Source organism: Mycobacterium sp. 155 (genome assembly GCF_000373905.1).
GTDB lineage: Bacteria > Actinomycetota > Actinomycetes > Mycobacteriales > Mycobacteriaceae > Mycobacterium.
In genome coordinates, this window is record NZ_KB892705.1 from 393,277 (window position 1) to 417,625 (window position 24,349).

Annotated in this window: 24 protein-coding genes and 1 pseudogene; 14 read left to right on the top strand and 11 right to left on the bottom strand. The window is 67.0% G+C overall.

Annotated elements, in window-relative coordinates; translation table 11 throughout:
• Window positions 1-7: 7 nt before the first annotated feature.
• Both B133_RS0101830 and B133_RS0101835 read right to left on the bottom strand, forming a co-directional pair.
• Window positions 8-1,363 (bottom strand): FAD-binding oxidoreductase, encoded by a 1,356-nt coding sequence (locus B133_RS0101830; protein WP_018599008.1) that lies wholly within the window; start codon window positions 1,361-1,363, stop codon window positions 8-10.
• Window positions 1,364-1,372: 9 nt separating this feature from the next.
• The gene (locus tag B133_RS0101835) at window positions 1,373-2,593 is read right to left on the bottom strand and encodes an MFS transporter (RefSeq protein ID WP_018599009.1); all 1,221 of its coding nucleotides are present in this window, start codon (window positions 2,591-2,593) and stop codon (window positions 1,373-1,375) included.
• Between B133_RS0101835 and B133_RS0101840 the strand changes: the two genes are divergently transcribed.
• Window positions 2,592-3,497, top strand: a complete 906-nt coding sequence (locus tag B133_RS0101840) for a uracil-DNA glycosylase (RefSeq protein WP_026255860.1) — start codon at window positions 2,592-2,594, stop codon at window positions 3,495-3,497. The genes B133_RS0101835 and B133_RS0101840 overlap by 2 nt on opposite strands.
• Window positions 3,498-3,510: 13 nt before the next feature.
• Window positions 3,511-4,569, top strand: a complete 1,059-nt coding sequence (locus B133_RS0101845; RefSeq protein WP_018599011.1) for an LLM class flavin-dependent oxidoreductase — start codon at window positions 3,511-3,513, stop codon at window positions 4,567-4,569.
• 2 nt (window positions 4,570-4,571) lie between these two features.
• Here B133_RS0101845 and B133_RS0101850 read toward each other — a convergent pair whose 3' ends face one another.
• The gene (locus tag B133_RS0101850) at window positions 4,572-5,009 is read right to left on the bottom strand and encodes an HIT family protein (protein WP_026255861.1); all 438 of its coding nucleotides are present in this window, start codon (window positions 5,007-5,009) and stop codon (window positions 4,572-4,574) included.
• Between the two features lie 255 nt (window positions 5,010-5,264).
• On the opposite strand from B133_RS0101850, the gene mbtM reads away from it, so the two are divergent.
• Entirely contained in the window at window positions 5,265-6,842 is a 1,578-nt protein-coding gene (mbtM, locus tag B133_RS0101855; protein ID WP_018599013.1) for a long-chain-fatty acid--ACP ligase MbtM, read from the top strand.
• Here the strand turns inward: mbtM and B133_RS0101860 are convergent.
• Entirely contained in the window at window positions 6,811-7,287 is a 477-nt protein-coding gene (locus tag B133_RS0101860; RefSeq protein WP_018599014.1) for a glyoxalase/bleomycin resistance/extradiol dioxygenase family protein, read from the bottom strand. The genes mbtM and B133_RS0101860 overlap by 32 nt on opposite strands.
• 27 nt (window positions 7,288-7,314) lie before the next feature.
• Between B133_RS0101860 and B133_RS22255 the strand changes: the two are divergent.
• A pseudogene (locus tag B133_RS22255) lies at window positions 7,315-7,937 on the top strand (DUF6597 domain-containing transcriptional factor).
• Window positions 7,938-7,956: 19 nt separating this feature from the next.
• Here B133_RS22255 and B133_RS0101870 read toward each other — a convergent pair.
• Window positions 7,957-9,366, bottom strand: a complete 1,410-nt coding sequence (locus B133_RS0101870) for an HNH endonuclease signature motif containing protein (RefSeq protein WP_018599015.1) — start codon at window positions 9,364-9,366, stop codon at window positions 7,957-7,959.
• A gap of 143 nt (window positions 9,367-9,509) precedes the next feature.
• Between B133_RS0101870 and B133_RS0101875 the strand changes: the two genes are divergently transcribed.
• Window positions 9,510-10,742 carry a DDE-type integrase/transposase/recombinase gene (locus B133_RS0101875; RefSeq protein WP_026255862.1) on the top strand — a complete coding sequence of 411 codons (1,233 nt, stop codon included), beginning with the start codon at window positions 9,510-9,512 and terminating at the stop codon, window positions 10,740-10,742.
• Between the two features lie 19 nt (window positions 10,743-10,761).
• Here the strand turns inward: B133_RS0101875 and B133_RS0101880 are convergent, their stop codons facing one another.
• Window positions 10,762-11,256, bottom strand: coding sequence for a DNA-deoxyinosine glycosylase (locus B133_RS0101880; RefSeq protein ID WP_026255863.1), 495 nt, complete (start codon window positions 11,254-11,256; stop codon window positions 10,762-10,764).
• Window positions 11,257-11,340: 84 nt separating this feature from the next.
• Between B133_RS0101880 and B133_RS0101885 the strand changes: the two genes are divergently transcribed.
• Window positions 11,341-12,438, top strand: a complete 1,098-nt coding sequence (locus B133_RS0101885) for an adenylate cyclase regulatory domain-containing protein (RefSeq protein ID WP_018599018.1) — start codon at window positions 11,341-11,343, stop codon at window positions 12,436-12,438.
• A gap of 80 nt (window positions 12,439-12,518) precedes the next feature.
• Window positions 12,519-13,115, top strand: a complete 597-nt coding sequence (locus B133_RS0101890; RefSeq protein WP_018599019.1) for a DUF305 domain-containing protein — start codon at window positions 12,519-12,521, stop codon at window positions 13,113-13,115.
• Window positions 13,116-13,118: 3 nt separating this feature from the next.
• Here B133_RS0101890 and B133_RS0101895 read toward each other — a convergent pair whose 3' ends face one another.
• Both B133_RS0101895 and B133_RS0101900 read right to left on the bottom strand, forming a co-directional pair.
• Complete coding sequence (locus tag B133_RS0101895; RefSeq protein WP_018599020.1) at window positions 13,119-14,222, bottom strand: ATP-binding protein; 1,104 nt, start codon at window positions 14,220-14,222, stop codon at window positions 13,119-13,121.
• The gene (locus B133_RS0101900; protein WP_036418344.1) at window positions 14,219-14,938 is read right to left on the bottom strand and encodes a response regulator transcription factor; all 720 of its coding nucleotides are present in this window, start codon (window positions 14,936-14,938) and stop codon (window positions 14,219-14,221) included. The genes B133_RS0101895 and B133_RS0101900 overlap by 4 nt, the downstream gene beginning before the upstream one ends.
• A gap of 43 nt (window positions 14,939-14,981) precedes the next feature.
• On the opposite strand from B133_RS0101900, the gene B133_RS0101905 reads away from it, so the two are divergent.
• From B133_RS0101905 to B133_RS0101925, 5 genes are all read left to right on the top strand, one after another.
• Window positions 14,982-15,188 carry a heavy-metal-associated domain-containing protein gene (locus tag B133_RS0101905; RefSeq protein WP_026255865.1) on the top strand — a complete coding sequence of 69 codons (207 nt, stop codon included), beginning with the start codon at window positions 14,982-14,984 and terminating at the stop codon, window positions 15,186-15,188.
• A 46-nt stretch (window positions 15,189-15,234) separates the two neighbouring features.
• The gene (locus B133_RS0101910; RefSeq protein WP_026255866.1) at window positions 15,235-17,430 is read left to right on the top strand and encodes a cation-translocating P-type ATPase; all 2,196 of its coding nucleotides are present in this window, start codon (window positions 15,235-15,237) and stop codon (window positions 17,428-17,430) included.
• A complete protein-coding gene (locus B133_RS0101915) occupies window positions 17,376-17,936 on the top strand; it encodes a methylated-DNA--[protein]-cysteine S-methyltransferase (protein ID WP_369751477.1) in 561 nt (186 codons plus the stop codon). Before B133_RS0101910 ends, B133_RS0101915 begins: the two co-directional genes overlap by 55 nt.
• Before the next feature lie 32 nt (window positions 17,937-17,968).
• Entirely contained in the window at window positions 17,969-18,172 is a 204-nt protein-coding gene (locus B133_RS0101920) for a hypothetical protein (RefSeq protein ID WP_026255867.1), read from the top strand.
• A 67-nt stretch (window positions 18,173-18,239) separates the two neighbouring features.
• On the top strand, window positions 18,240-18,794 hold the full coding sequence (locus tag B133_RS0101925) for a hypothetical protein (RefSeq protein WP_018599026.1): 555 nt from the start codon (window positions 18,240-18,242) through the stop codon (window positions 18,792-18,794).
• A gap of 74 nt (window positions 18,795-18,868) precedes the next feature.
• On the opposite strand, the gene B133_RS0101930 is transcribed toward B133_RS0101925, so the two are convergent.
• The gene (locus B133_RS0101930) at window positions 18,869-20,758 is read right to left on the bottom strand and encodes an ABC transporter ATP-binding protein (protein WP_018599027.1); all 1,890 of its coding nucleotides are present in this window, start codon (window positions 20,756-20,758) and stop codon (window positions 18,869-18,871) included.
• A gap of 28 nt (window positions 20,759-20,786) precedes the next feature.
• The gene (locus B133_RS0101935; RefSeq protein WP_026255868.1) at window positions 20,787-22,532 is read right to left on the bottom strand and encodes an ABC transporter ATP-binding protein; all 1,746 of its coding nucleotides are present in this window, start codon (window positions 22,530-22,532) and stop codon (window positions 20,787-20,789) included.
• A gap of 175 nt (window positions 22,533-22,707) precedes the next feature.
• Here B133_RS0101935 and B133_RS0101940 point away from each other — a divergent pair, with 175 nt between their 5' ends.
• A complete protein-coding gene (locus B133_RS0101940) occupies window positions 22,708-23,244 on the top strand; it encodes a DUF3558 domain-containing protein (RefSeq protein WP_018599029.1) in 537 nt (178 codons plus the stop codon).
• A gap of 32 nt (window positions 23,245-23,276) precedes the next feature.
• Window positions 23,277-23,798, top strand: coding sequence for a DUF3558 domain-containing protein (locus tag B133_RS0101945; RefSeq protein ID WP_369751478.1), 522 nt, complete (start codon window positions 23,277-23,279; stop codon window positions 23,796-23,798).
• A gap of 12 nt (window positions 23,799-23,810) precedes the next feature.
• On the opposite strand, the gene B133_RS0101950 is transcribed toward B133_RS0101945, so the two are convergent.
• A complete protein-coding gene (locus tag B133_RS0101950; protein WP_018599031.1) occupies window positions 23,811-24,323 on the bottom strand; it encodes a histidine phosphatase family protein in 513 nt (170 codons plus the stop codon).
• Window positions 24,324-24,349: the final 26 nt, after the last annotated feature.

Here is a 24,349-nt window from a genome sequence, read left to right on the forward strand (position 1 = left end):
GTCCTACTCAGATGGCCGCGCCCGGATTGAGGATGTTGTCAGGGTCCAGGGCTTGCTTGATGCGGTGGTTGAGTGCCATCGCGTCAGGTCCGATCTGACCGGCCAGCCACGGCTGCTTGAGCCGGCCGACACCGTGTTCGCCGGTGATGGTGCCGCCCAATCCGACTGCGAGATCCATGATCTCGCCGAACGCCAGCTCGGCCCGACGCGTCATGTCGGGATCGGCGGGGTCGAACACGATCAGCGGGTGGGTGTTGCCATCTCCGGCGTGCGCGATCACCGAGATCAGCAGATCACGCCGCTCGGCAATTTTCGCCACCCCGCCCACCAGTTCGGCCAACGCGGGCAGCGGCACCCCGACGTCCTCGAGCAGCAGTGAGCCTTTGGCTTCGATGGCCGGGATGGCGAACCGGCGGGCCGCCACGAACGCCTCGCCCTCGTCGGGATCGGACGTCGAAAAGACCTCGGTGGCACCGCATCCGGTGAACACCTCGGCCATGAACGCTACGTCGTCGGCGCCCGCGGCACCCCGGTCGTCGGAGGCGGCCACCATCATGGCCGCCGCCGTACGGTCCAGGCCCATCTTCAGCTTGTCCTCGACGGCGTTGATGGCCGCCGAATCCATGAACTCCAGCATCGCCGGCCGGATCTTGCCGGTGATCTTCACGACCGAATTTGTGGCGGCCGCCACCGAGTCGAAGGTGGCCACCACCGTGCACGGCGAGTGTTGCGGCGGCAGCAACCGCAGCGTCACCTCGGTGACCACCCCGAGCGTGCCCTCGCTGCCCACGAACAGCTTCGTCAGGCTTAGGCCCGCAACGTCTTTCAGCCGCGGCCCGCCGAGTCGCACCGCGGTGCCGTCGGCCAGGACCACCTGCAGGCCCAGCACGTAGTCGGTGGTGACGCCGTACTTGACGCAACACAGCCCGCCGGCGTTGGTGGCGACATTGCCGCCGATGCTGCAGATCTCGAACGACGACGGATCTGGCGGGTACCACAACCCATGTGCCGCAACGGCTTTCTTCACCTCGGCGTTGAGCAGGCCCGGCTGCGCCACCGCCGTCCGGGTGGCCGTGTCGACGGTGATGTCGCGCATCTTCTCGGTCGACAAGACGATGCCGCCGTCCAGCGCGGTCGCCCCGCCCGACAGGCCGGTGCCCGCACCGCGCGGCACCACCGCCACCTTGTGTGCGGTGGCCCACCGCAGCACCTGCTGGACCTCCTCGGTGCGGGTCGGACGGACCACGGCCAGGGGCGTGCCCGCGCGCGGATCGGCCGCGCGATCCTGCCGGTAGGAGGCCAGGATGTCCGGGTCGGTGACGACGACGCCTGCGGGAAGAGCAGCGATCAGCTCAGACAGCACATGGCGATCCTACGAGCGATCCAATTGCCGCAGCGCCGGCAGGAAGATCGCGACCACGCCGAGTACCAGCATCGGCAGTGACAGCGCCAGGAACGTCGCGTGCAGGCCGGAGGCATCGGCCAGCGGGCCGGCCACCACGAGGCCCAGCGGTCCCGCGGCGTATGCGAGCGAGCCCATCACACCGACCACCCGGCCCCTCAGATGCTGGGGCGCCCGGGTCTGCATCACGTAGTTGGCGATCGGGGCGATCGGCCCGTAGACCAGGCCCACGATCGCGCACATCGTCAGGATCAGCGGCAACGGCGGCAGGAAAGCCACCACTGTCATCGCCACCCCTAGCGTGAGCACGGCGGTGAGCATGGTGGCACGCCGGCTCACATACTTCGACACCACGGCGTATCCGAGGGCACCCACCAGTCCGCCGATGCTCATGGCCATCAGCACCCAGCCGAGTTCGGCGGGTTCGTTGCGGTCGGTGAAGTACTTGGGGAACAGCACGCTCTCCATCGGCATGTACAGCCCGGTGGCCACCAGATCGATGATCGCCAGGGTGCGCAGGACCGGCGTGTGCCACACGAATCGCAGCCCTTCGACGATGCCTGACCACACGCCGTCGGGCAGCGCCTCCCGATCGGGCGTGCCGGCACCCTCCAGCCGCAGCACCGCGATAGCGGCCAGCGAGCAGGCGAATGTCGCGGCCGTCACCCACATGGTGTTGATGCCGCCGATAGCCGCGATGAGCAGCCCGCCGATACCTGGACCGACGATGTAGGCGAGGTTGAACACGGCCTCGTACACACTGTTGGCGTGGTCCAGGGTCCAGCCCGCCCGCTCGGCGGCCTCGGGCAGCATGGTCTGCCGCGCAGTCATCCCGGCCGGGTCGAAGAACGCCCCGAACGCGGCCAGCACCGCCAGCACCACGACGTTGATCACCTGGACGCCGAACAGCAGCGCCAACACCGGAACCGTCGCGACCGAGAGCGCTGAGAGCACATCCGAGAGCATCGAGACCCGCCGCCGGCCCAGGTAGTCCACGGCCGCCCCGGCGATCAGCGTGGCGGCCAGCAGCGGCAGCGTCGCGGCCATCGCAACGATCGCGGCGTCGAGCGCGGATCCATTGCGCTGCAACACCAACCAGGGGAACGCCACCATCGAGATGCCGTTGCCGGCGCCTGCCATCAAGGCGGCGGACAGGATCAACAGCAGTGGGCCGCGCTTGGTGTCAGTCATGGCTATCGCGGCCGAATGTAACAGCGTGCGGCACAGTGGACGGGTGCAACCGGCTCAACTGCCTCACCCCAGCACCGGAGACCTGTTCGACTCCCCGGTGCCGCCCGGTTCGGGCTGGCCCGGCGACCCCGCCGGCCCCGACACGCCGGTGGCGCGGACGGCAGCGCGGGTGCGACGCCTGGCCGCCGGTGCCGGATCCATCGCCGAACTCGACGGGCTGGTGTCGGTGTGCCGGGCCTGCCCGCGATTGGTGGCGTGGCGCGAAGAGGTCGCGGTGGTCAAACGGAAATCCTTTGCCGATCAGCCGTACTGGGGTCGGCCCGCGACCGGGTTGGGCTCGCCGCGGCCCCGCGTGCTGATCGTGGGGCTGGCGCCGGCCGCGCACGGCGCCAACCGGACCGGACGCGTCTTCACCGGCGACCGTTCCGGTGACTTCCTGTTCGCCGCGTTGCACCGGGCCGGTCTGGCCAGCCAGGCACACGCCGTCGACGCCGCCGACGGCATGCGGTTGATCGATACCCGGATGGCCGCCGCGGTGCGCTGCGCACCACCTGGCAACGCTCCGACGCCCGCCGAGCGGGCCACCTGCGCACCCTGGTTGGACGCCGAGTGGCGGGTGGTCGGCGACAGCGTGCGCGTGATCGTCGCGCTGGGCGGCTTCGCCTGGCGCTCGGCGTTGGACATGGTCGGCTCTGCGGCGCGGCCGGCACCCAAATTCGGCCACGGCGCCACCGCCACGCTGACCAGCGCCTTCGGCGAGGTGACGTTACTGGGCTGCTTCCACCCCAGCCAGCAGAACACGTTCACCGGCCGGCTCACCGCAGCCATGCTGGACGACATCTTCGTCACCGCCCGGAGCATCGCGTTCGGGACCGAGCTGGGGAACGAACCCGGCCGGCCGTGACGTTGACGCTGTCATGCGGCTTTCCGTCCTCGACCTCGTCCCGGTGCGCACCGACCAGACCACCGCCGACGCGCTGACGGCCACGGTGCACCTCGCGCAGACCGCCGACCGGCTGGGCTACACCCGCTACTGGGTCGCCGAACACCACAACATGCCGGCGGTAGCGGCCACCAGCCCGCCAGTGCTGATCGCGCACCTGGCTGCCCACACGTCACAGCTGCGGCTGGGTTCGGGGGGAGTGATGCTGCCCAACCACGCGCCGCTGGCCGTCGCCGAACAGTTCGCACTGCTCGAGGCCGCCCATCCCGGCCGCATCGATCTCGGCATCGGCCGCGCGCCGGGTTCGGATCCGGTCACCTCGCTGGCCCTACGCGGGGCGGCTGGCCGTGACGATCGCGACATCCAGGCGTTCCCGCAATACCTCGACGACGTGGTGGCCCTCATGGGCGTCCGCGGGGTGCGGGTGCAGTTGCCGCGGGATCTGCTGCGGGAGAACCAAGAAGACTACGTGCTCAAGGCGACACCGGCCGCGGCCAGCGAACCCCGGGTGTGGCTGCTGGGTTCCTCGATGTACTCCGCGCACCTGGCTGCCGCCAAGGGACTGCCGTACGTGTTCGCCCACCACTTCTCCGGGCAGGGCACCGCCGAGGCCCTCGAGATCTACCGCGACGAATTCCGGCCCAGCGAGCTCGCGGTCGAACCGGTGACCTTCCTGACCGTCAATGCCGTGGTCGCCGAAACCACCGATGAGGCAAAGGCTTTGCTCTTACCCCAGCTGCAGATGATGGGCCGGTTGCGCACCGGGCAACCGCTGGCGCCACTCGATCTGGTCGAGGACGCCGAAGCCACCACGTTGACCCCGCAGGCCGAGGCCGTGGTGGTGTCGGGCCTGCGCCGTGCTGTGGTCGGATCCCCAAGGGAGGCCGCAGATCAGGTACGGGCGCTGGCCGAGGAGTTCGGGGTCGACGAGGTGATGATCAACCCGGTCGCCTCGGCGCGCCGAGGTGCCGATCCGGCCACCGCGACGGCCCGCGACACCACCCTGGAGCTGCTGGCGAAAGAGCTTTTCTAGGCTCAATCCCGCGTAGACCGGTCGAGGTGCTCCAGCGCCGCGCGTAGCAACCGGCCGGACTCCTCGCGATCCGGGTCCCGGCGCACCAACACTCCTTTGGCGAAGGACAGTTTGTCGCCCTTGTGCCGCGGCACCACATGCAGGTGGATGTGGAACACAGTCTGGAACGCGGCCTTGCCGTCGTTGATGACGATGTTGTTGCCGTCGGCGTGGAGTCCGGATTCGCGGGCGGCGCGGGCTATGCGCTGCCCGACGACGGCCATCCCGGCCAGGGTTTCCGGTGGTGTATCGGTGAGGTCGACCGTGTGCTTCTTCGGGATCACCAACGTGTGGCCGCGGGTGAACGGCCGGATGTCGAGGATGCCGAGGTAGTCGTCGTCCTCGTGGATGCGGATCGCGGGTGCCTCACCGGCGACGACGGCACAGAACACGCATGACATACCGCCACGTTATCCGGGGCCGAAGGGGCAGCCGAAGACGTCTGCTCTACCGCCCATAGGGTCCTGTCGGCCGTGAGCGGAATGCGGCACAGTTGCCAGTACCGAGACTGGACATATTCCGGCAAATAACGAGTACCTTCACGCTATGGCTCTCGGGTCCGACAAATCTGCATGCCAACAGTTGATATAGGGGTAGGCAGGCATACGATTCAGTGAACATCGCAATGGAACTGAGACTGATGCGGAGGTTGCCCGATGAACCCACTGGCGGCGGCACTGACTGCCCGACTCGGTGCCAGCACCGATCATCTGGTGCTGCTCGAGGACGGGGTTTGGGTCCGATATCCGTGGACCGAGGTGCTGGCTCGGGCCGAGAACACCGCCGAGCGTCTGCTCGATGACGGGGTGACACGGGTGGGGCTGGTCGGCGAACCCACCGCGGAGCTGGTGTCGGCGATCATCGGGGCATTCCTGGCTGGTGCGGCCATATCCATACTGCCCGGACCGGTTCGCGGCGCCGAAGCCTCACAATGGGCACACAACACGTTGAATCGGTTCCGTGGCATCGGTGTGCAACACGTGCTGAGCCAGGGCAGCTACCTGGATCGCTTGACGGGGGTCGCCGATACGCCGCGGGTCGTCGATCTCGTCGAGATCGCACACGCAGTGCGGTCCACACCTTTCGTCGCGCCGGTGACGGACGCCCCGATCGCGGTCCTGCAGGGCACCGCGGGGTCCACGGGTATGCCGCGCACGGTGCAGCTTTCGCCGGCCGCGGTGCTGGCCAACCTGACCGGCATCAACGAGCGGACCGGGGTGACGCCGACCGATGTCGGATGTTCGTGGCTGCCGCTCTATCACGACATGGGGTTGAGCTTCCTGATGTCCGGCGCCGTGGCCGGCGTGGAGGTCTGGCAGGCGCCCACCTCGGCTTTCCAATCGTCACCGTTCCGCTGGCTGAACTGGCTGACCGAGAGCGGATCCACCTTCACCGCCGCGCCGAACATGGCCTACGGGATGATCGGCAAGTACTCCAGCCGGGTCACCGATGTCGATCTGTCCGCGCTTCGCTTCGCCCTCAACGGCGGCGAACCTGTCGACAGTGAGCTGACCGAGCGGTTCGCCGTAGAGATGGCTCGGTTCGGGTTCTCTGCCAGTGCGCTGTCACCGTCCTACGGCTTGGCCGAATCAACCTGTGCGGTAACCGTTCCCGTACCTGGTGTCGGAATGCTGGTGGACGAGACGGTGTTTCGTACCGACGCGGGAACTTCACCGCGAAGGCATGTCGTGCTGGGCCAGCCGTTGACCGGCATGGAAGTGCGGATCGAGCCACACGAGGCAGCGGCGGTCGAGGTCACCGACCGCGAGGTTGGAGAGGTCGTCATCCGTGGTTCATCGATGATGTCGGGATACCTCGGAGAAGAGCCGCGCGGCGCAGACGAATGGTTCCACACAGGCGATCTGGGCTACTTCGTCGACGGCGGGCTGGTCGTGTGCGGCCGGGCCAAGGAGATCATCACCGTGGCCGGGCGCAACGTGTTTCCCGCCGAGGTCGAGCAGGTCGCCGCCCAGGTGCCGGGGGTCCGCGAAGGAGCGGTGGTGGCCGTCGGCGTCGGGGAGGGTTCGATCCGGCCCGGCCTGGTGATCGCCGCCGAGTTCCGTGGTCCCGACGAGGCGGGTGCTCGCAGCCAGGTTATCCAACAGGTGGCTTCGGGCTGCGGCGTGGTGCCCGCCGATGTCGTGTTCGTCAAACCTGGTGCGCTGCCGCGCACGTCGTCGGGCAAGCTGCGTCGGTTCGAGGTCAAACGCACATTGGTCGGCGACTGGGTGTAGCAGGCCCCAGGCGTTCCTGCCCCTCCGGTGAGACGTCCTCGACGCGGGTCATGACGCTCCAGCGCTGACCGAACGGATCGATGATGGAAGCAAACCGGTCGCCCGTGACGAAGGTCTGGATGGGCTCGCGGATGACGGCCCCGGCCGCCACGGCACGGTCGGTCACCGCGTCGGCGTCGCCGCAGTAGAACGCGATCGAACCGGTCGCGTAAGCGTTCTTGTCGGGTGCGGCAAGCTGATAGGCGTCCTGCGGATCGCCCAGCTGCAGACGCCCGTTGCCGAAGTCCAGTTCGGCATGCGCGACGGTGCTGTTGGGGCCGTCCATCCTGCTCACCAGCGTCGCACCGAACACCGATACGTAGAAGTCGATGGCATCGGCCGCGCCGTCCAGGCACAGGAATGGGGTGAGGCTCGTGTAGCCGTCGGGAATAGGTTTCACACTCATGGCGACCAGTTTCGTAGCCTGGGTTCGATGGTTGCTTGGAGAAACGCGCCAGAACCGAACGCGCCGGTGCCGGACGCCGCGCGGTTCGTCGAGCATTTCTGGTCGGTGAGCTGGGACCGGCGCGCCGACGGACCGTTCGAGAGTGCCGTTATCACCTTCCCGGCCATACACATCACCCGGGAATGGGGCAACGACGTGGTCCGCCACGGGGTTTCACTGCCAAACACCTTGGTGCACGGCGTGGTGCCGAAAGTCTTCCGCACCACGATCAGTGGGCGAGGTGCCGTGGTGGGTGCGCGCTTTCACTCCGGGGTTTCACCGCCCGGTTCGGCAGGGACGCCGGTGAGCTGACCGGCCGTGTGGTGCCGGTGGACGACGAATTATTTGGTGCACCAATACTTCTCGACGACGACATGGCGACCGTCGGCGCTGCCCTTGACGCAGCTGTCGGAGCCTGCACCGCCGAGCCGGATGTGACATACCGTGCGCTGACGCCGCTCCTCGACCGGATGCGGGAAAGCACCCCCGGTGTCGACTTCGCCGATCTGGCAGTCCGTCTCGGCTGGTATGACCAGGCGCATTTCAGCAATGACTTCCGCACCATGCTGGGCTGGACGCCCGGGGAGTACGCCAGCAGATACGGCAGCTGACGCTAGACAACCACTGCGTTCAGAAGGGTGGTGGTTGGTAGTTGGCGGCGAGCCAGGCTTGATGTTGGCGTTGTTGTTCGGTGTTGAGTGCGACGCGGCGGCGGCGTTCGGCGGCAACGCGGTCGCGGCGGTCCTGTTCGCGGGTCTGGGTGCGCGTCGGCATCATCAATGCCCGGTACGGGGTGGGCTCGGCCGGGGTGGCCACGACGATCTCGCCGGTCGGGTGGGCCAGCGCGGGGAACAGGGCGGCACCGTGGGGTTCGGTGCGGTAGACGTGCCCGGTCGGTGAGGTGATAACGACTGTGCCGTCGGGTAATTGGTGATCGCTCCACCCAGGGCAGAACGTTTTCACCAAATGATGATGCCGGCAGTACAACTTGAGGTTCGAAGGATGCGTCGCCCCGTACGGGTACGGCGCGGTGTGGTCGATGTCAGCGGCGACAGCGGGTCGGTCACACCCGGGGAACCTGCAGGTCAGATCTCGCCACCGGATGAACTTCCGCAACGCCGCCGACGGGCGATACCCCGGCGTCTCGGTGGGCGCCGTGACCGGTGTGGTGCGGCCTGCCGCGGCCAGTTCACGTACCGTCTCGGCGGGCTGGATGCCGAAGCCGGGCAGATACCCGGGCGTGTTCGAGGTCCCGTCGACGGTGGCCTGCTCGGCCAGCACATGGACCACCGCCGCATTAGCCGCTGCGCGTTGCGCGGCGGCCGGGCAGTCCGGAGTTCCGCACCGGCACGGTAACTGTGCTTCCAGGCGCGACAGCGGCCCGAGCGCATCCGAGCGGCGCTGCTGGTGGGTGCGTGGATCGTTCTGGCACACGGTGGCCGCCAGGGCGTCCAGGCGCTGATCGAAACCCGCACCGTCGCCGGCATGCACAATGGCCCACACCAACGCCATACCCGGGCCGGCCGGTTCCACCGTGATGTGGCGGGACTCGTCCACACTCGGCGGCACCCGCACCCCGGCGGGATCGTATTTGGCCACCCACAGATCGACCCGGTCCTGCAGTTTTTGATCCGACAGGCGCATCCACTTAGATGCGTGGCGGGCCAGTGCGGCATCCAGTTGCGGGCACACCGCCGCCTCGACCAAGGTGGTGCGCGCGATGATGGTGCACACCACCCGGTAATCGATGGTCCCGGCGGCGAACACCGCCGCCACCTGCGGAAGTTTGTCGCGCAGCACTCGAGCCCTGCGGATCTGTCCACCGGCGCGGGCCCGGCTGATCGTCAACGCCGCCGACACCTCCGCGGCGACCTCCTCGAACGGATCGCTGCGCCAGAAGATCGTCTCGGCCAGCTCCCGCTCCCGACGCGCGTCCAACTCACCGATCAGCGCAAGCCGCCGCGCGATGGCCGCCGCTTCCGCCCGCGCGGCATCCGCCAGCCCGTCGATCAGGGCCGCGTCAGCGAGTTGTTCGAACATATGTTCTATAGTACGCGTTTCTACTGACCGCGTTGACTCGTCTGAAATGCGCGCGTATGGGGGTGTCGTTGCCTCATGGGAAATGCGCGCGTGGACGGCGCGCCTGCCTGATTGATCAGCGATGACTTCGGTAGGCCCAGATGATGGGGTTGACATTGGCCGAGCGCAGAGCAATCACCGAGACCACCGCGATTCGTTATACGCAGGCCGGTAAGGGCGAGAAGGGTCGGATTCTCGACGAGTTGTGCGCCAACACCGGCTGGCATCGTAATCATGCTCGTAAGGCGCTCAAGGCGGCGCTGGCGCCCACGATCGTGGGGCCACGAAGTCCACGGCCGGTGACGTACGGCGAGGACGTCATCGCCGCGCTGACGGTGTGCTGGACCGTGCTGGGAATGCCCGCCGGCAAACGGCTCGCCCCGATGCTCATCGAGCTGGTGGCGGTGCTGCGCCACTTCCGGGAGCTGGTGATCAGTGACCAGACCGCGGCACTGCTGGTGTCGATGTCGGCGGTGACCATCGATCGTCGCCTGGCCGATGAACGAGCCAAGCGCACGATCCGGGGACGGGTGGGCACCAAGCCGGGGTCACTGCTCAAAAGCCAGATCCCGATACGCACCTGGGCCGAATGGGACGACGCTGTGCCTGGTTTCGTTGAGATCGACACGGTCTTTCACGACGGCGGCAGTCGTGGTGGGGGCCATGCCTTCACGTTGACGGTGACCGACATCGCCACCGGCTGGACCGAGAACCACTCGCTACCCGACAGGACGGCCAAACACGTCCTGGCCGCCCTCAATCACGTCGCTGCCGCGATGCCGTTTCCGATCCTGGGCGTGGACTGCGACAACGGCTCGGAATTCATCAACGACGACTTGCTGACATGGTGTCAAGACCGCCGCATCACCTTCACCCGATCCCGACCGGGCAACAAGAACGACGGCTGCCACGTCGAACAGAAAAACTGGACGGTGGTCCGCACCACGGTCGGCTACTACCGCTACGACACCGCGTCAGAACTGTTGCTACTCAACGAGATATGGCAACTACAGTCGAAGCTGACCAACTACTTCCACCCCCAACAGAAACTGATATCCAAAGTCCGCACAGGCGCCAAAGTGTCCAGGAAACACGACAAAGCAACCACCCCGTTTCACCGCGTGATCGACCACCCGGGCATGACCGTGGATCGCATCGTGGCGATCAAACGGACCTACTCGCTGATCAATCCGGCTGCCACCCAACGCCAGATTCAGGCGTTGACCACCCAGCTCATCACGCTGGCCACCAGCAAAGCCCAAGCCGGTGTCCCCGCCCCAATCACCAAGCGCGCACGCTCACGTGAGGCAACGAACCACCCTTCGCGCGCATCTTGACATGAGGCAACTTGCTGACTCATACGCAGCCGAGGACGGCCCGCCAGGCATCCAGCTTGTCGGCGTAGGCCATGGTGTGCGCGGGACTGGTTGATGGCAGCCGCACGCGAGCCGGTGACGGCTCGATGTGCACAAGGCGGCGGTAGTTCGCCTCGGCGGCGGCGCCGTTGAACACCACGAGTTCGATCTCACGGTGATCATCGAAGAACTGCCTGAAGTCGTTGGGCACCATGCTGTCTCGCTCGACTGCGGAATCGAGGCTACCCACCCGGCGGCAGGACCGCAGCACGTCCCATACCGCGATCCTGTGTTCCTGCAGTGCGGCTACCCGCTCGGGATACGGCTTCGCCGCATCGAATCCGACCACGTCGGCGGCGATCCGCCAGAACGCATTGCGCGGGTTGCCGTAGTACTCCCGGGCGGCCAGCGAAGTGACACTCGGCATGTTGCCGAGGATGAGCAGCCGCGGCCGTTCGCCGACGATGGGCGCCAGCCCCTGCAGCACCTCGCTCACCAGAGGCACTCAACCATATTCGCGGTCAGGGCCGTCGGCCACGATCATCGAGCCTTCGGTGCTGCATTGACGAGATACGTTGAGGTGGTGTCTGAGGACGATTTACTCGCGGGTCTGGAGGGCGCCGCCCGCGCGCAGCGCGCCGAGCTGATTCCCTGGCTGCTGGACCGCGGGATCACCGTCGACCAGATCCGCCACGAGATCGCCCCAGCGCTGCTGGCCCCGCGCCGAATCCTCGGCGACGACGGCCAGTACGTGTCGGCGCGTGAAATCAGCGAACAGGTCGGTATTGACCTCGAGCTGTTGCAGCGCCTGCAGCGGGCGATGGGGCTGCAGTCGGTCGCTGATCCCGATGCCGTGGTTCTGCCGCGTGCCGATGCCGAGATCGTCGCGCTCGCCCAGCGCTTCATCGAACTCGGGATCGAACCCGACCAGATCGTGCTCGTCACACGGGTGCTGGCCGAGGGACTGGGTCGGGCGGCGGAGGTGATGCGGTACGCGGCCTTGGCGGCTGTATTGACTCCTGGGGTGACGGAGCTGCAGATCGCTCAGGCGTCCGAGCGGTTGATGACCGCCGTGGCCCCGCTGATCGGGCCGATGATCCAGAACATGCTGTTCGTCCAGCTGCGCCACGCCCTGGAAACCGAGGCGGTCACCGCCTCCGAACGCGCCGAGGGGGTACCGCTGCCCGGTGCCCGGCTGGTCAGTGTGGCGTTCGCGGACCTGGTGGGGTTCACGAGTCTGGGGGAGGTGGTGCCTCCGGAGGATCTGGAGCGGTTGGCCAATCGCCTGGCCGACGCGGCGCGTGACGTCGCGGTGGCGCCTGTGCGATTGATCAAGACCATCGGTGATGCGGTCATGTTCGTCAGCACCGATCCGGGTGCCCTGCTGGATGCCGCGCTGGCGTTGGTTGCCGTCACCGAGACCGAAGAGGATTTCCCGCGGCTGCGGGTGGGCCTGGCCACAGGGCTCGCGGTGAGCCGGGCCGGCGACTGGTTCGGCAGTCCGGTGAACCTGGCCAGCCGGGTCACCGGGGCGGCGCGGCCGGGGAGCGTGCTGGTGGCCGAATCCACGCGCGAGGCGATCGGTGGCGCAGACCGGTTCACGTGGTCCTTCGCCGGGGCACGACGCCTCAAGGGCATCACGGGTGAGGTGAAGCTGTTCCGCGCCCGGCGGGCCTGACGACTCGGACGAGCTTTATCGAATCTTCACAGAACGACTAGCCCAGCCATACCGACCCTGGGCAGGCTCGAGCCGTGGATATGAAAAGAACCATGGCGACAGGAGCCGCCGCGCTCGCAACCGTTGCATTCGCGGCGGGCTGTAGCAACTCTTCGGGCACCCCCGCGAGCAGCCCGACCGATCAGCCGACCACGAGCACCTCGACCGCTGCTCCGGCCAGCAACCAGCCGCATAACGATGCCGATGTCATGTTCGCCCAGCACATGATCCCGCATCACCAGCAGGCCGTCGAGATGAGTGACATGTTGCTGGCCAAGCAGAGCATCGACAAGCGCGTGACCGACCTGGCCACCCAGGTCAAGGCCGCACAGGCCCCTGAGATCCGGCAGATGCAGGGCTGGCTCACCTCCTGGGGCAATCCGCCCATGCCCGCAATGGGCCACATGCAGGGCATGATGTCCGACGCCGATATGGACGTGCTGCGTGACGCACAGGGCGTCGAGGCCGCCAAGCTCTACCTGACTCAGATGATCGCGCACCACGAGGGCGCGATCACCATGGCGCAGACGGAAATCAGCGATGGTCAGTATCCGGATGCGGTGAAAATGGCGCACTCGATCGTCACCACGCAGCAGCAGGAGATCGACACCATGCGCGCCATCCTCGGCACGCTCTGACCCCTAACCGGCGGGCAGAGTCACGACGAACGTGGCGCCGGCGCCTGCGCCGGAACTGCTGACACTGATCCGGCCGTGGTGGGCTTCGACGAGGGCCTTGGCGATGGACAGGCCGATGCCGGAGCCGCCACGGTCGCGGTCACGGGCCGTATCTGTGCGGTAGAAGCGTTCGAAGACGTGTGGCAGGTGCTCGGCAGAGATGCCGTCACCGGTGTCGCTCACCGTGAGTGTGACCGTGTTCTTGGTTGCGCTGGCAGCGATTTGGACGTATCCCCCCGATGGGGTGTGGCGCAGCGCGTTGTCCAGCAGGTTGCCGAGCACCTGGCCGAGTCTGTGTGGATCCGCCCATAGATGCGGCAGTGCGGAGCCGATGTCGGAGTGCAGGGTGACGCCTTTGGCGTCGAACCGGTTGGCGGCGGCGACCACCGCGAGCGCCACCAGATCCGCGACCGATACCGCCGCCGGTTCGACTGTGGCCCGACCCTCCTCGGCCTTCGCGAGTGCGGCGGCATCGTCGGAGAACCGCACCAGCCGGCGGGTGTGCTGACGCAGAACGTCCGTGGTCTCGCTGTCGAGGGTGCGCACACCGTCCTCGATGGCCTCGACGTAGGCCTCCAAAACTGCGACAGGAGTTCGGATCTCATGCGCCAGGTCGCCGAGCAACCGGCGCCGGCTGGTGTCGACCGCCTGCAGCCGGCCCGCCATGTCGTTGAAAGATTGTGCCAGGGCGTCGAATTCGTCGCCCAGATGCGCCGGCGGCACCCGCGAGTCGTAGCGGCCGTCGGCGATGGCGGTGGCCGCTGTGGCGACATCGCTGACCGAGCGCTGCAGCCGCCGGCTGAGGTACCAGGTGACCACCAGGGCGGCCAGCGCGGCCACACACATCGCGACGCCCACCGAGATGACGGTGGCATAGACGTATGCCTGCTCGGCATGCATCTGCTGGGCCGAATCGCCAGAAAGGCCGGCCCGGTGCAGATGTTCGCGGAACAACGGCGGACCGACGACCGCAGCCACCACGCCGGTGGTTCCGGCCGCGGCGACCAGTACCAGGGCCTGCGCAAGCAAGAACCGGGTGCCAAGCCCGGCCTGCCGGCGGCGCGTCATCGGCCGGTGCCCATCTTGTACCCGACGCCACGTACCGTCATCACGTACCGCGGCGCGGCCGGATCGTCGCGAAGTTTGCGTCGCAGGTGCCCGATATGGACGTCGACCAGATGCTCGTTGCCGACATAGCTTGGTTCCCAGACTGTTTCGATCAGACGGTGTCTGCTGAGCACCACACCGGGGTGTGCCGAGAGTGCGGCGAGCACATCGAATTCGGTGCGGGTCAGCACGATCTGTTCGTCATCGATGGATACCTGCCGACCTGCGACGTCGATGCGCAGCGGTCCGAACACCCGGGCGCTCTCCGTACTCGCGGCCGTGTTGCGCGGCCTGCGCAGCATCGCCTTGACCCGGGCGACCAGCTCGCGGGGGCTGAAAGGCTTGGTCAGGTAGTCGTCGGCGCCGACGGACAGTCCGACGATGGTGTCGAGCTCGGTGTCGCGGGCGGTCAGCATCACCACGTAGGCGTCGGAGAAGGTACGCAGCCGGCGACATACCTCGATGCCGTCGATTCCGGGCAGGCCCAGGTCGAGCACCACGACGTCGGGATCGACCTCGCGGGCTATGGCGAGGGCATCGGGCCCCGTGTAGGCGAGGCTGACCTCGAACTGTTCGCGGTCCAGGTAGCTGGCGACGACGCCGGCCAGCGCCGTCTCGTCGTCGACAACCAGGGCGCGGTAACCGGCCGGTGTTGAGTCCACCACTTTATGGTGCATGGGCACCCTACTTTTATACCCTAGGGGGGTATAGTATGGGGTTATGAGCATTCAAACCATCACTGTCACTGGTATGACCTGCGGGCATTGCGTTTCCTCGGTGCGTGACCAGGTCGGCGGCATCCCCGGGGTCACTGCCGTCGACGTCGACCTGTCCACCGGCCGGGTCACGATCGAGAGCGATGCGCCCGTCGCCGCAGCCGCCATCAACGATGCCGTGGCCGAGGCCGGCTACCAGGTGGCGAACTGACCGGTGACCGTGCTGCACGGCCACCAGTACTGACGAGGAGGTCGACGTGACAGTGGAACTGCAGATCGGCGGCATGACTTGCGCGTCGTGCGCCACCCGCATCGAGAAGAAGCTCAACGAGCTCGACGGCGTCACCGCCACCGTGAACTACGCGACCGAGAAGGCCCGCGTCGACGGTGATGTTCCGGCCGAGGCGTTGATCAAGGCCGTCGAAAACGCCGGCTACACCGCGCATGTACCGCAGCCGGAACCCGAAACTGCTCTTGCCGAGCCGGACCCGACCGCGTCGTTGCGCACCCGGCTGGTCATCTCTGCCGCGCTGGCTCTACCGGTGATCGCGATGGCGATGGTGCCCGCACTGCAGTTCACCAACTGGCAGTGGTTGTCTCTGACGCTGGCCGCGCCCGTCGTGGTGTGGGGCGCCTGGCCGTTCCACCGCGCCGCCTGGACCAACCTGCGGCACGCCACGGCGACCATGGACACGCTGATCTCGATGGGCACGCTGGCCGCTTTCGGCTGGTCGCTGTACGCCCTGTTCTTCGGTACTGCCGGGATGGCCGGCATGAAACACACGTTCTCACTCGGTATTTCTCGCACCGACGGCGCAGGCAACATCTACCTCGAGGTGGCTGCCGGCGTCACCACGTTCATCCTCGCCGGGCGCTATTTCGAGGCCAGGTCCAAACGGCGGGCCGGCGCGGCGCTGCGCGCGCTGCTGGAGCTCGGGGCCAAGGACGTCGAGGTTCGCAGAGATGTTCGCACCCAACGCATTCCGATCGATCAGCTGAGGGTGGACGACGAGTTCGTGGTCAGGCCGGGGGAGAAGATCGCCACCGACGGTGTGGTGATCGATGGGTCCTCGGCCGTCGACGCATCGATGCTCACCGGCGAGTCCGTGCCGGTCGAGGTCGGCCCGGGAGACCAGGTGGTGGGGGCCACCGTCAACGCGGGCGGACGACTTGTGGTGCGCGCCAACCGGGTCGGCTCCGACACCCAGCTCGCACAGATGGCTCGGCTGGTCGAGGATGCGCAGAACGGCAAGGCGCAGGTGCAGCGGCTGGCCGACCGGATCTCGGGCGTCTTCGTGCCGATCGTCATCGTGCTCGCGGTGGCCACGCTGGGTTTCTGGATCGCCACCGGTGATTCCGTCGCGGCCGCGTTCACCGCGGCGGTGGCGGTGCTGATCATCGCCTGCCCGTGTGCGCTGGGCCTGGCCACCCCGACCGCACTGCTGGTCGGTACCGGGCGCGGCGCACAGCTGGGAATCCTCATCAAGGGTCCCGAGGTGTTGGAATCCACGCGCCGCGTCGACACGGTTGTGCTCGACAAGACCGGGACCGTCACCACCGGTGCGATGACGCTGCTTGAGGTGATCACCGTCGACGGCGAGGACGACGCCGAGGTGCTGCGTCTGGCTGGCGCATTGGAGAACGCCTCGGAACACCCGATCGCCAAGGCGATTGCGGCCGGAGCGCGCGACAAGATCGGTGAACTGCCCGCGGTGGAGAACTTCGGCAACATAGCCGGACTGGGCGTACAGGGCGTTGTCGAGGGCCATGCGGTCGTCGTCGGCCGGCGCAGGCTGCTGGCTGACTGGGCGCTGCCGCTGCCCGCGAAGCTCGACACCGCCGTGCGTGATGCCGAGGCTCAGGGACGCACAGCGGTGGCCGTGGGCTGGGACGGTGAGTCCCGGGCCGTGCTCGTGGTGGCCGACGCCGTCAAACCCACCTCCGCGGAAGCCATCGCCCAGCTGCGTGCCCTCGGCTTGACTCCGATCATGCTGACCGGTGACAACGAGGCCGCCGCTCGCGCCATCGCCAAACAGGTAGGTATCGAAGACGTTTACGCCGAGGTGCTGCCGCAGGACAAGGTCGACGTGATCAAGCGGCTGCAGGGCGGCGGTGCCGTGGTCGCCATGGTCGGCGACGGCGTCAACGATGCTGCCGCACTGGCGCAGGCCGATCTTGGGCTGGCGATGGGAACCGGAACCGATGTCGCCATCGAGGCCAGCGATCTGACCCTGGTACGGGGCGATCTGCGGGCCGCTCCGGATGCAATCCGGTTGGCTCGGCGCACGCTCGCGACCATCAAGGGAAACCTGTTCTGGGCGTTCGCATACAACGTCGCGGCTCTGCCACTGGCGGCCGCGGGGTTGCTCAACCCGATGCTGGCCGGCGCCGCCATGGCATTCTCGTCGGTGTTCGTGGTGAGCAACAGCCTGCGGTTGCGGCGTTTCCGATGACCAACGACGACATCGCCTACCGGATCGTCGACAGCCCCGTCGGCCCGCTGCTGCTGGCCGTCACCCACCAGGGCGTCGTCCGCGTGGCCTTCGCTCGTGAAGATCACGACGCTGTGCTGCAGGTGCTGGCTGACAAGATCAGCCCGCGCATCCTGCATGCACCGGGCCGTCTGGACCGGACCGCCCGCGAACTCGACGAGTACTTCGCCGGTGCACGAAGGGAATTCGCCGTTCCCCTGGACTGGCGGTTGTCGGCGGGCTTCCGCAGGACGGTGCTCCACCATCTCCCGGAGATCGGCTACGGGCAGACCACAAGCTACGCCATGCTGGCCCGGCTGGCCGGTAACCCGAAGGCCGTGCGTGCGGTCGGGACGGCCTGCGCCACCAACCCGCTGCCGGTCGTGGTGCCGTGTCACCGGGTGGTCCGTAGCGACGGCGCGATGGGCGGTTATCTCGGCGGGACCGATGCCAAGCGGCTGCTGTTGGCGCTGGAGAGCGTGGCATGAATGTCGACGCTGTGCGCTGGCATCCTGGTGTCATGGCAAAGGAAATCGACCGGGTCCGGGCACAGAGCGCCCTCGCGGTCATCAAGCAGCACCCTGGCATGGTGCTGTTCGTATTGTCGCCGGTCATCGTCGTGCTGGGTGCGGTGTGGTGGCTCATGGGCCCCGGTTGGGCCGGGCTGCTACTGGTCGCGCTGGTGCTGGCCGGCGGTGCGGCTCTGCTGCTCAGGCGCAACTGATCCGAGGGTTGTTCGCCGGTGGTGAACGCCGCTCTACCAGCGCTGTAACGGTGTAATCATGTAATTTATGAAACAACACCATCAGCACAGCCGCGGGGGCTGGCAGCAAGCCCAGCAGCCCGCCACTCACGATGTTCCCGAGTGGTTCGCCGGGCGACTGCCCGACAACTGGTTCACCGGTGACCCCACGGTCGTCGTCGACCGCGAAGAGATCACCGTCATCGGACGGTTGCCCGACCCCACCGACGGTGAGAGCGAGGCCAGGGCGTCCGGCCGGGCCGCGCGCTTCCGTGAAGAGACGCGCGCCGAGCGCATGCGTATCGCCGACGAGGCACAGGACAAGTTCGGCCGCAAGGTCTCCTGGGGCGTGGAAATCAGTTCAGGAGAGGGCGCTGAACGAATCCTGTTCACCCACATCGCCGTTCCGGTGATGACCCGGCTCAAGCAACCCGAGCGGCAGGTCCTGGACACCCTCGTCGACGCCGGCGTGGCACGGTCCCGCTCCGATGCGCTGGCGTGGTCGGTCAAGTTGGTCGGTCAACACACCGAGGAGTGGCTGGGCAAGCTGCGGGACGCCATGAAGAACGTCGACGATCTGCGTGCCGAGGGCCCGGGCCTGTAGGTTTTCCCGCCGACACTGCGGTTTCTCGTGCGTTTTCGGCGATTTCACGCCACAACCCGTAGTCTCGGCGAGACTCAGGCCTGGGTCATCTCCCAGTACCTGCCGCGACTTGCCATCAGGTCGTCGTGGCTGCCACGTTCGACGATCCGACCGGCATCCATCACCAGGATCAGATCGGCGTCGCGGATCGTCGAGAGCCGATGGGCGATGATGAAACTGGTTCGGTCCCGGCGCAATACGTTCATCGCGTGTTGGATGAGCAACTCGGTGCGGGTGTCCACCGAACTGGTCGCCTCATCGAGGACCAGCAGTCGGGGCCGGGCCAGAAACGCTCGGGCGATCGTGATCAGCTGCTTCTCACCGGCACTGATACTGCCGCCGTCATCGCTGACGTGCGTGGCGTAGCCGTCGGGCAGCGTATGCACGAACCGGTCCACATGGGCGGCCTTCGCCGCCGCGATCACCTCGTCCTCGCCGGCATCCGGCCGGCCGTAGGCGATGTTGTCGTAGATCGTGCCGCCGAACAACCACGTGTCCTGCAGCACCATGCCGATCGACGAGCGCAGAGACTGGCGGCTGACGGTCGAGATGTCCACACCGTCGATGCGGATGTGTCCGGAATCCACGTCGTAGAACCGCATCAGCAGGTTCACCAGCGTGGTCTTGCCCGCTCCTGTCGGCCCGACGATGGCCACCGTGCTACCCGGTTCGGCGGTCAGTGACAGATCCTCGATCACCGGGAAGCCCGGTCGGTAGCTGAAGCTGACGTGGTCGAATTCGACACGGCCGCTGTGGATGTCGGGCCGATCGGGCGGCTCGGGGGTCTCTTCGGCGGTGTCGAGCAGGTCGAAAACCCGCTCCGCGCTGGCCACTCCGGACTGCATGGTGTTGTACATCCCGGCGAGCTGGGTGAGCGGTTGGTTGAACTGCCGCACGTACTGGACGAAGGCCTGGATGCTGCCGAGGGTGATCTGGCCGGTGGCCACCTGCAGGCCACCCACCACGGCGACGGCGACGTAGCTGAGGTTGCCGATGAACATCGTTGCGGGGGAGAGCAGACCGGAGAAGAACTGCGCGGCGAAGCTCGACTGGAACACCTCGCCGTTGAGTTCGGCGAACCGTTGTCGAGCCGCGGCCTGGTGGCCGAACGTCTTGACGATGGTGAAACCGCTGTAGGTCTCCTCGATGTGTGCGTTGAGCCGCCCGGTGTTGCGCCATTGCGCGACAAACAGTTTCTGTGACCGGCGGGCGATCCAACGGGTCACCCACAACGAGAGCGGTACGGTCAGCACGGTCAGCGCGGTGAGCAACGGCGAGATCGTCAGCATCATTACCAGCACGGCAATCACCGTGAGGACTGCGCTCATGAGCTGATTGATGGTCATCGACACCGACGACGAGATGTTGTCGATGTCGTTGGTGACACGGCTGAGCAGCTCGCCGCGCTGCCGGGAGTCGAAGTAGGACAACGGCAGTCGGTGGATCTTGTTCTCGACGTCTGCGCGCAGTGCGGCCATGGTGCGCTGCACGACCACCACGAGCATCCGGGCCTGAACCCAGACGAACAGCGCGGCAAGCAGATACAAGCCCAGGGCCAGCGCCAGAGTGCGGGCCACCGCAGCGAAATCCACGCCATGTCCGGGGATCACGTTCATGCCGGACAACAGGTCGGCGAACGCGGTGTCGCCGCGGGCCCGGGCCGCCGCGATGGCCTGCTCCTTGGTCAGGCCCGCTGGCAATTCGCGCCCGATCACGCCGTTGAACAGCAGATCGGTGGCGTGGCCGAGAATGCGCGGGCCGATCACACCGATCGCAACCCCGGCAACACCGAGCACGATCACCGCGATCGCCGGCCCACGTTGCGGCACCAGCAGTTTGACGAGCCTCAGCGCTGAGCCACGGAAGTCGCGCGTGCGTTCGGCGGGTGCGGCGAGCACCGCGCGGCGCGCGGACGAGATGCTCATCGGGGTCGTCTCCTCTTCGCGCGAGCCCTCATCGGGGTTCCCCCGCGCCCACCGACTGCGACTCGACGAATTCGGCGTAGGTGGGGCAATCGTCCAGGAGCGTGTCGTGGGTGCCGACACCGACGACACGGCCGTCGTCGATGACCACGATCTGATCGGCATCGACCACCGTCGAGATCCGCTGCGACACGATGAGCACCGTCGCCTCGCCGGACACCGCACGCAGCGAGTCCCGCACCCTGGCGTCGGTGTGGACGTCCAGCGTCGAGAATGCGTCGTCGAAAAGATAGATCGTGGGCTGCCGGATCACGGCGCGTGCGATGGCCAGCCGCTGGCGTTGCCCGCCGGAGAAGTTGATGCCGCCCTGAGCCACCGGCATCTGCAGGCCTTCGGGATGCGCGCGCACGAAATCGTCGGCGGCCGCGACCCGAAGCGCCTCCCACATGTCGTCGTCGGTCAGCACCTGCCCCGGGGCCGCCCCGTAGCCCAGGTTCTCCGCGACCGTCCCGGTGAACAGGTAGCCGCGCTGCGGCACCAGGCCGATCGTCGACCAGAGTTCCTCGACGTCCCGATCGCGGACGTCGATACCATCGACCCGGACCGCGCCCGCGGTGACGTCGTACAACCGGCAGATCAGCGACAACAGCGTCGACTTGCCCGATCCCGTCGAGCCGACCACCGCGGTCGTCGTGCCGGGTCGTGCGGTGAAGGAAACATCCTGCAGCACAGGTCGATCCGCACCCGGATAACTGAAGGCGGCGTTCTGCAGGGTGATTTCGCCGGTGTGAGCCCGTGGCTGTTTCGGATGGTCGGGAGTGGCGATCGCGGGCTGGGTGCCCAGCACCTCGCTGACCCGTTCGGCGCATACCGAGGCCCGCGGAAACAACACCAGTAGGAACGTCGCCATCAACACGGCCATCAGGATCTGCATGAAATAGGCCAGGAACGCGATCAGGGAACCCACCTGCATATGACCCGTGTCGATCCGCAGGCCGCCGAACCAGATCAGCGCAACACTGGAGATGTTGATCACCAGCGTGGTGACCGGCAACATCAGCGCCTGCCACCGCCCGCCCTCGATCGCGGTACCGGCCAGCGCCTCGTTGGCTCCCGCGAACCGCGTCCGTTCGAAGGGTTCGCGGGAGAAGGCTCGAATAACCCGGATGCCAGACAATTGGTCGCGCATCACCCGGTTGATGCCGTCGATGACACGCTGCAACCGGCGGTAGACGGGCATCAGCCGCCTGATGATCGTGTAGTTGGCCAGCGCCAGCGCGGGCACGCTGATGAGCAACAGCCACGACAACCCGGCGTCCTGATGTACGGCCATGACGATGCCGCCGATCGACATGATCGGTGCGGTGACCAGCACCGTGCAGGTCAGCTGCAGCAGCTGCTGGATCTGCCCGACGTCGTTGGTGGTGCGGGTCAGCAGCGTCGGGGCGCCGAACCGCGCGGTCTCTGCGGCGGAGAACGTCGTGACGTGATGGAAGATCGCCGAGCGCAAGTCGCGCCCGAAGCTCATCGCCGCCCGCGACCCGAAAAACACCGCGCCCACCGCGCACAGCACCTGCAGCCCGGTGACACCGAGCATCACCCCGCCCAGGTCGATGATCCGGTCGGTGTCGCCCTTGGCCACCCCGTCGTCGATGATCGCGGCGTTGACGGTCGGCAGATACAGCGACGCCAGGGTGCTGATCACCTGAAGCCCGGCCACTACGGCCAGCAGCGACCGGTACGGCCGCACATACCGCCGCAGCACCGCCCAGAGCATCCAGTTACTGTCGCACACCGCGGCCGCGCCCAACCCTGTCCGGCCGCTCACGGGAAAACGAACCGGAAGTCCAGGTCAATCGGCATGTCGGTGGTTGCTCACACAGGGTGCAGCTACAGTGCATGGCGTGACTGGACGCGCGACGCCGATACGACGGACCCGCACCGCCATCCGCATGGCAGTGCTGGCTGCCGCCGTGGTTCCGGTGTTCGCTGCCTGCTCGGGTTCCGGCGAGTCGGCGGGGCCGTCGGTGCCGCAGTCAGAGTCGCCCTCGGCGACTGCCGCCGCCAAGCACGGGCCGTTCTTTCCGCAGTGTGGCGGGATCAGTGACCAGACGGTCGCGGAGCTGACCCAGGTGCAGGGTCTGGTGAACACCGCGGTCAACTCGTCGGGCTGTCAGTGGCTGCAAGGCGGCAGCATCCTGGGCCCGCACTTCTCGTTCACCTGGTTCCGGGGTAGCCCGATCGGGCGGGAACGCAAGACCGAGGAGTTGTCGCGCACCAGTGTGGACGACATCAACATCGAGGGACACAGCGGTTTCGTGGCCATTGGCCAGGACCCGTTGCAGAACACCTCCAACCTGTGCGAGGTCGGCATCCAGTTCGATGATGACTTCATCGAGTGGTCGGTCAGTTTCGACCAGAAGCCGTTTCCGGAACCATGCGGCGTGGCCAAGGAGCTCGCCCGTCAGTCGATTGTGAACTCGAAATGAGCGTGAGCAGGGGCCGTAAGGGACTCGCCGTCATGGTGGCCGGCCTGGCCGTGTTCGCCGGGCTGACCGGCTGCACCCGCACCGTCGAGGGTGTCGCCGCCAAGGAGGGTTCCAGCGGCGGACCCAGCAACAACAAGTCCGAGAAGCAGTACCCGAACCTGCTCAAGGAATGCGACGTCCTGACCCAGGACATCCTGGCCAAGACCGTGGGCGCGGATCCGCTGGACATCCAGAGCACCTTTGTCGGTGCCGTGTGCCGCTGGCAGGCGGCCAACCCGGCGGGCCTGATCGACATCACCCGCTTCTGGTACGAGCAGGGCAGCCTGGACAACGAACGCAAGGTGGCGCAGCAGCTGCAGTACGCGATCGAATCCCGCCGGATCAACGGCGTTGATTCGATCGTGATGAAGCCCAACGACCCCAACGGCGCGTGCGGCGTCGCCAGCGACGCCGCCGGTGTGGTGGGTTGGTGGGTGAACCCGCAGGCGCCGGGTATCGACGCGTGCTCGATGGCAGTCAAGCTGATGGAGCTCACGCTCAACACCAATTCCTGAGCCGCCCCGCTCTCACCGCGGGATGTGGAAGGTGACCAGTTCGGCCCCGCCCAAACCCAGCTCCTGCCACGGGCTGGGCGTCTGCAGCACCGCGATGGCCGACGTGGGGAACTTCAGCGAAATCTCTTCGGCCGCTGCGGTATTACTGCCATCGGACAGCCCGAGCGCAGTCGCCGAGATGGCCGGCTCGTGACCGATCAGCAAGACCGTCGACACGTCCGCGCCGAACAGTGATTCGACGCCGTTGACCACATCGATCAAGGTGCCCGGCGTCGCGTCGTAGATGCGGTCGACGTAGCGCACCGGTGCGTCGAGCCCGGTGCGGGCCAAGGTTTGGCGGGTACGGGTCGCCGTCGAACACAGCACGGCGTCGATCACCGGGACATTGGCCCGGATCCAGTCGCCGGCCAGCGCAGCCTCCCGGCTTCCCCGGGCCGCCAACGGGCGCTCATGGTCGACGACTCCGTCGGGATAGTCCGACTTGGCATGGCGCAACAGCAGCAGGGTGTTGGTCCGAGTGCTCATCGGATGAGGTTATCGGGGCATCCGAC